At 59.2% G+C, this 265-nt stretch carries 1 protein-coding gene; it reads left to right on the plus strand.

Translation table 11 applies throughout. From position 1 onward, the window contains the following. On the plus strand, positions 1–265 hold a 265-nt coding region (locus SB754_RS20825), incomplete at both ends, for an AMP-binding protein (protein ID WP_410784255.1).

A 265-nucleotide genomic window follows, 5' to 3' on the forward strand; every position in this document is an offset into this window, starting at 1 on the left:
CTTGGCGCATTGCTGGCCGGTGCATCCAGCGATTTCGATGCGGTCGCAACACGGGCCGACGATCCATGCCTGCTGGGCTTTACATCCGGCACCACCGGCTTGCCGAAAGCGACGATCCATTTCCACCGCGACCTGCTGATCGTCTGTGATTGCTATGCACATCATATATTGAACGCGACCGAAGATGACATTTTCATCGGCTCGCCGCCGCTGGCGTTCACGTTCGGTCTTGGCGGGCTGGTCCTGTTTCCCTTCAGGATCGGCG

The sequence above is a fragment of the Leifsonia sp. SIMBA_070 genome, from assembly GCF_046534635.1.
In the GTDB taxonomy this organism is placed as follows: domain Bacteria; phylum Actinomycetota; class Actinomycetes; order Actinomycetales; family Microbacteriaceae; genus Leifsonia.